The organism is Nitratireductor aquibiodomus NL21 = JCM 21793, from assembly GCF_000615975.1.
GTDB classification, from domain to species: Bacteria; Pseudomonadota; Alphaproteobacteria; order Rhizobiales; family Rhizobiaceae; genus Nitratireductor; species Nitratireductor aquibiodomus.
Window position 1 is genome coordinate 1 of record NZ_BAMP01000147.1, and the last position, 5,759, is coordinate 5,759.

Genomic DNA, 5,759 nt, shown 5'->3' on the forward strand with positions numbered 1-5,759 from the left:
TGGGTCTATCCGCGCGCTGGCTGGACCGGGAGCTTCCGCAACTTCATTGAAAAGGCCGGTGGCTGCGGCAATCCGATGCTTCAGTCTCTTGAAGACAACATGCTTCGATATCAGTCCCACGGTTCTTGATATCGGTGATCTTCGGGGCGCAGTTGGTTTCGGGTTCAAACGGCTGCCCCCCCCCTCTCGGCTGGCGTCCACTGGCATGAAGCGCGGCTTCCGACAGTTTATCGTGTGATCTGCAATCATCCGCTCGCCACAATGCCAACAACAACCGCACCACCCTCTCACAAACCCGCTTGACGCCGGGCCTAAGGTCTGACGGTGTCTGCCCGGGCTCCAGGACCACCTGCAATCCGAGGGTGTTGGCCTGCTGCAGGATCGTACCGATTGAATCGACAACCCACTGGGGAGGGCCCGAGGGACCGACGACGGACAGATCCAGTGGTACCCGCACCACACCGGAACCGCCATCCGCAGCCAATTGAAAAAGCATTTGATTGGTTATGCCCTGGTGGGCAGGCGAGCCGGAGCTCCAGCTGTTGTTGATGGGTGCATGCCAAGGAGAATATTGCTGATGGTCACTGGCCCCTCCGCTCAAGCGACAACGTCATATTCGAAAGTATTGTCCCAATACGACAGATTTACAACCATTGCGCGTCAAAATCATAACGTGCAAAATTAGTTTTTCCTCAACCTATTTTATGCAAAGAGGTGTCGAGGAGAGAAATAGCCATGCCCGGAAAGAAACTGGGGCCCAGACCGGCCGCGAAAACCCGATCGATACATGATGCGCCTGGTGTTCTGGTAACCGGCGGCGCAGGTTTTATTGGCTCTCACCTGGTTGATGCGCTTCTGTCCTGGTTCCCCACAACCCGGGTTACCGTGGTGGACGCGTTTACATACGCAGCGAACGTCGAGAACCTTGTGAACGCCAGGAGAAGCGGTCGCCTGCGGCTGGTCCGCGCCTCAATTGAGGACAGGGCTCTACTTCGTGATCTGATCACACCAGATATGCTCGTTTTCCATCTGGCCGCGGAAAGCCACGTGCCGCGTTCCTTTGCCGACCCGGACCTGTTCGACCGCGTAAACCGTCTCGGGACGCGCGTGCTGCTGGAGGCTGTCCGGAGCGCCGGGGCGCAGCGCGTCATCCATTTCAGCACCGACGAGGTGTATGGCAGCAGGCTCTCGCCCGCCGACGAAGGCAGCCCTTTCGCTCCCACCAGCCCCTATGCGCGTTCAAAGGCCGATGCAGAAGGCGAGATCAGGAACGCCCGAAACGCAGGGCTTGACGTCACCGTGCTGCGCCCCAGCAACGTGATCGGTCCGCGCCAGCACAAAGAAAAACTCATCCCCCGCTTCATCGAACTGGCGCAGAGCGGACGAGCGTTTCAACTGGAAGGCGACGGGGACCAGAGGCGCACATTCCTTGCCATTTCCGATCTTGTCCGGGCAGTCCGACTGATCGTTCAGAAGGGAACACCCAACGCGACCTACAATGTCGCCGGGGCTGAGACCTTCAGCGTCAGGGAGGTAGCCCGCATCATTGCCTCGGCAATGGAGAAAGCATGCCGATTTGAGCATGTTGCCGACCGTCCCGCCAATGACCGCGCCTACCTGCTGGATGGAGCGAAGATGGCTGCGCTCGGCTTTCGACCACGCACCGGCGTGCAAGAGGTGGTGCGAGAAATCATGACCGGCGATAGAGGGGCGCATGCCACATTGCCGGGGCGCTCGAGCCGCATGAGCATCGCGGCAGCCTGAGGCGGCGGTAGACCATGTCGGGCAGAAACACCGCTACGCAGATCCTGAAAACCAGCGGGTCGAGCTACGCTCTGCCTTTTCATGTTCCTCACCGTGCCCGTCGTCAGGCGGCGTATGTGGCTGAGGCGCTGCGGCACGGACATTTGCGCCCGGACGGCCCCTTCTTCCAGCGCGCGCAGGCGTGGCTGGCCGACCACACCGCTGCCGAGCGTGTCGTCCTGACAAACTCCTGCACCGCTGCACTGGAAATCGCGGCGCTGGCGCTTGAGCTTGGTCCGGGCGATGAGGTGATCGTGCCGACATTCACCTTCTGCGCCTCGGCGACAGCCTTCGAGCGGACCGGCGCACGCATTGTCTTCTGCGACATCAACCCCGCGACCATGATGATCGATCCTGCCGCCCTCCTGCACCGTCTGTCGGACAGGACCCGGGTTATCGTGGCCACTCACTATGGCGGGGGCGCGGCGGATATGGAGGCGATCCTTGCGCTCGCCCGGCGCCGGGGCATTCATGTTGTCGAGGACGCCGCGCAGGGGTTTGGGACCCTGCGCAACGACCGCGCCCTTGGCACCTTCGGCACGTTTGGCGCCTTCTCCTTTCATGACACCAAGGTCGTCTCCTGCGGTCAGGGTGGTGCACTGATCGTCAACACTGACGACCGCAAACTGCTCGAGCAGGTCACGAGCATCGTGGAGCGTGGAACGGATTTCGCTCTGGTTCGATCCGGTAAAAAAGCCTTCTACGAGTGGACGAGTTCAGGCTCCAGCTTTCAGATGGGCGAACTGGAAGCTGCCATCCTCACAGCTGAGTTTGAGGCACTTGATGAGAATCTGGCGGCGAGAAAGCGCGTCGCCGCAGCCCTCATGCGCGGCATGGAGACCCTGACCCTGCCGATTGTGCCGATCCATGCAGATGCCCAGACCACATCCAATTTCCACTTCATGCCCGTGCTCACCCGCGCTGCCCGCGACGCAAAGGACCTGATTGCCTCACAACGGAAACGCGGCATCGACTGTCGCCAGCACTATGTTCCGCTGCATCTGTCGCCTCGGGCAAAAGCGATGTCCTATGGCCGCGGCGCCCTTCTGGAAGCTGAAAGCACCTGGCATCGGCTGGTTCGCCTTCCCGTTCATACGGCGATGGACGGATGCGATGTCGAGATGGTTCTGGAAGGATTGAAAGCCTGGGCAGGTTAGCGGCTCCATCAGCGCCCCAAAATCATTCAGAGATTGTAAACCAAACGCAACTTTTGCGGGATTTTTGTTTCAAAACACATGCCAGTTAACGGTTTTGTATTCGACGATAACTAAGCACGCAGAAGCGTGCGGTGAACTCGCCCGAAAACCCTCTGACCAGGGCCATGCGGGACCGGTTCCCCGAAGATATCGAGAATGAGGATATGAGCGTGGTCAACGACGACGGTGGCGTACAGGAACAATACACGCGCGACTTTCTGTCAGCGTTTTCTGTCTCCGCGAGTGGCGCGAAAAACAGGATCGTCGCGGCCCTCCCGTGGCTGTTTCTGGCAGCGGCCCCAATTCTGGCTGTCGTGCTTTTGTCTCTGCCGCTACGCGCGCCCATCGGTGCGATGTATTGGGACACGTTTACCTATTACGACGCCGCGAACCGGATGTTCACCGGGCAGATGCCGGCGATCGACTTCTTCACGCCCGCCGGGCCGCTTGGATACGCCATCGCCGCCATTTGGATCGGGCTCTTTCCAAGCGGGCAGCCAAGTCTGCTGATCCACTGGTCCACAATGACGGTGACGGTGCCCCTCATGGCCCTTGTGCTTGCCGGCCTCCCAAGAGCACCGCGCGCGCTCGGCTTGTGGCTCATGATACCCTTTCTGCTCTTCAGCCTTCTGCCATTCAACGGCAAGGAATTCTCTTCCTTCCCCGGCTCGGATGCCTTCGGCTTCTACAATCGCCAGACCTGCCTCATCCTGTTCCCGCTGATTTCCGGCTCATGTTCACGCGTCATCGCGGCGTGCTCGTCTCATTGATAACACTTTCGATGTTCGTGCTCTTTTTCTGGAAGATTACGGGCTTTCTCGCTGCAGGGCTTATCTGCGCTTTTGCCCTCCTCGCCGGCCGGGTGCGACTGCGGGATGCCGCGCTGGTTGCAGTCCTCTTCGGCATACTGCTCGCCCTGATCGAAGTTTCGACGGGTATCGTTACCAGCTATATTGCTGACGTTCTCACGCTGGTACGGATGAACAGCGGGACTCTTTTGCCGCGCGTCGCGCAGGCGCTCTCGATCAACTTTGGCATTGCCGCCGCACTTGGCCTTCTCATCGTTGCGTTGCTCATCGCCGGGCGATCCGAACTGCGGCGGGCCTTTGCAGACGTTCTGCATCAAAGATCGACCACTTCGGTCGCAGCGTTCCTGGACCGGCCAGCTTTCTGGCTCGCAGCCATCACAGTTGCGGGCGTCTTTTTCGAGACACAGAATACGGCCAGCCAGGCCATGATTTTCGTCTGGCCGGCGCTGGTGGGGGCACTCCTCACCCTGCCTGCCTGGACAGCGGGTTCGCGCAGTGTGATCGTGATCGCAACGCTGGTCGGAGCGGTCTATCTGCCGCCCGCGGTTTCCATCATCGAACGCGCGGCGCGAGCCTATGTGGGCGGCCTCCGCTATGTCCCGCTGGAACACGCCAACCTCAAGACACTGGGCGCTGTAACGACGCGGCCGAGCGTATTGACGCGCAGCGCTGTCATGACGGAAGTCTATACACGTCACCGTTCGGCTTACGAGAACATCGCGGCGCTGGATGAACTGCCGGGAAGCGCCCTCTATTCGGATTTCGACTTCCAGATTGCCTATCTGCAGACTGTTGACCGGGCCATCGATTCCCTCCACGCGCTGGAGGCAAAGAACGGCTTGCGCTTCAACACCATCATGTCGCTGAACTTCACCAATCCGTTCTCATGGCTGATGGACCGCGAAGCGCCTCTCCACGTCACAGTCGGCGCCGACCCTTTTCGTGCCGTTCCCACACCGGATTCCGATGTGCAGCGCGCCGTTTCGGCCGTCGATATAGCACTCATGCCGACATGCCCGCCGACCAACGCCAACAGCAGGCTTCTGGCGTTGTATTCCGACGGCCTCGCCAACCACCGACGCATCAAGCTCGACGAGTGCTACGACGCATTCGTCAGCCCGAAATTTGAAACGTTGAACCAGTAAGATCGAAAAGTGGGAGCAAAACTGTGAGCCTCAAGGCAAATTTCACACAAATGGCCCGCACGGCGGTATCCCGTGCCCTTCCGGTTGGTGTCCTGGACCGTGGCCCGGCGCTGCGTGGCACGCGTTTTCTCGCCGGGGCGCAACGTAGGGCAGCCCGCGACCGGCCCTTCCAGTTGGTCAATGTTGGAGCATGTGACGGTGTGCTGTTCGATGACGTGACACCCTGGCTGCGCCGGATTAAAGGATCGCGCGCGGTCCTTGTGGAACCCATTCCCTACAATCAGAAGCGATTGCGGGAGAACTATCCCGACACCGACCGCTTCATCATAGAACCGGTGGATGTGACCCAGGAAAAAGGTACCATTCGGATCAAGACTTTCGACATCCCCGCGCTTGAGGCGGGCACGTTGCCGATTGAGTTTATCGGTTGTTCCTCCATCACCGACAACAATCTCATGTCTGGCAAGGATGCGTGGGGGGAGGAGGATGGCAACTTCGAAAAATTCGCCGCGCATCTAACGGATATCGACGTGCCGGGCGATACATTGCAGAACATTCTTGATCGCAACGGCATTGAGTATATCGATGCTTTTCTGGTCGACTGCGAAGGAGCCGACTGGGCGGTCTTCGAACAGCTTGATCTCGAGCGCTATCGGCCAGGCATGATCAAGATCGAAATCGGCGCGCTATCGGCCGAGGAGATGGGCAAGGTTCTCGTGAAGCTGAATGCAGCAGACTACCAGGTGGGCCTTTATGCAGCAGACGTCTGGGCGTTCGCCCACTGATCAGGCCACCAGCCGCCCGGC

General features: G+C 59.7%; 5 protein-coding genes. All 5 read left to right on the forward strand.

Annotation, left to right across the window (positions count from 1 at the left end; translation table 11 throughout):
* The first annotated feature begins 735 nt into the window (after nucleotides 1-735).
* The 5 genes from JCM21793_RS22345 (at nucleotide 736) to JCM21793_RS22360 (ending at nucleotide 5,738) form a co-directional block, all read left to right on the forward strand.
* Nucleotides 736-1,764, forward strand: a complete 1,029-nt coding sequence (locus tag JCM21793_RS22345; protein ID WP_025031773.1) for a GDP-mannose 4,6-dehydratase — start codon at nucleotides 736-738, stop codon at nucleotides 1,762-1,764.
* 14 nt (nucleotides 1,765-1,778) lie between these two features.
* The gene (locus tag JCM21793_RS22350) at nucleotides 1,779-2,960 is read left to right on the forward strand and encodes an aminotransferase class V-fold PLP-dependent enzyme (RefSeq protein WP_025031774.1); all 1,182 of its coding nucleotides are present in this window, start codon (nucleotides 1,779-1,781) and stop codon (nucleotides 2,958-2,960) included.
* Nucleotides 2,961-3,091: 131 nt separating this feature from the next.
* Nucleotides 3,092-3,769: a hypothetical protein gene (locus JCM21793_RS28490; RefSeq protein WP_051556270.1), complete on the forward strand. Its 678-nt coding sequence runs from the start codon at nucleotides 3,092-3,094 to the stop codon at nucleotides 3,767-3,769.
* Complete coding sequence (locus tag JCM21793_RS27825) at nucleotides 3,733-4,953, forward strand: hypothetical protein (protein WP_051556272.1); 1,221 nt, start codon at nucleotides 3,733-3,735, stop codon at nucleotides 4,951-4,953. Before JCM21793_RS28490 ends, JCM21793_RS27825 begins: the two co-directional genes overlap by 37 nt.
* Nucleotides 4,954-5,003: 50 nt before the next feature.
* Complete coding sequence (locus JCM21793_RS22360) at nucleotides 5,004-5,738, forward strand: FkbM family methyltransferase (protein ID WP_036541533.1); 735 nt, start codon at nucleotides 5,004-5,006, stop codon at nucleotides 5,736-5,738.
* Nucleotides 5,739-5,759: the final 21 nt, after the last annotated feature.

Bases quoted from the DNA above. Each gene is read 5' to 3' on its own strand.
- JCM21793_RS22360 (WP_036541533.1), top strand. From the start codon at position 5,004: ATGGCCCGCACGGCGGTATCCCGTGCCCTTCCGGTTGGTGTCCTGGAC.
- JCM21793_RS22350 (WP_025031774.1), top strand. From the start codon at position 1,779: ATGTCGGGCAGAAACACCGCTACGCAGATCCTGAAAACCAGCGGGTCG.
- JCM21793_RS22345 (WP_025031773.1), top strand. From the start codon at position 736: ATGCCCGGAAAGAAACTGGGGCCCAGACCGGCCGCGAAAACCCGATCG.
- JCM21793_RS27825 (WP_051556272.1), top strand. From the start codon at position 3,733: ATGTTCACGCGTCATCGCGGCGTGCTCGTCTCATTGATAACACTTTCG.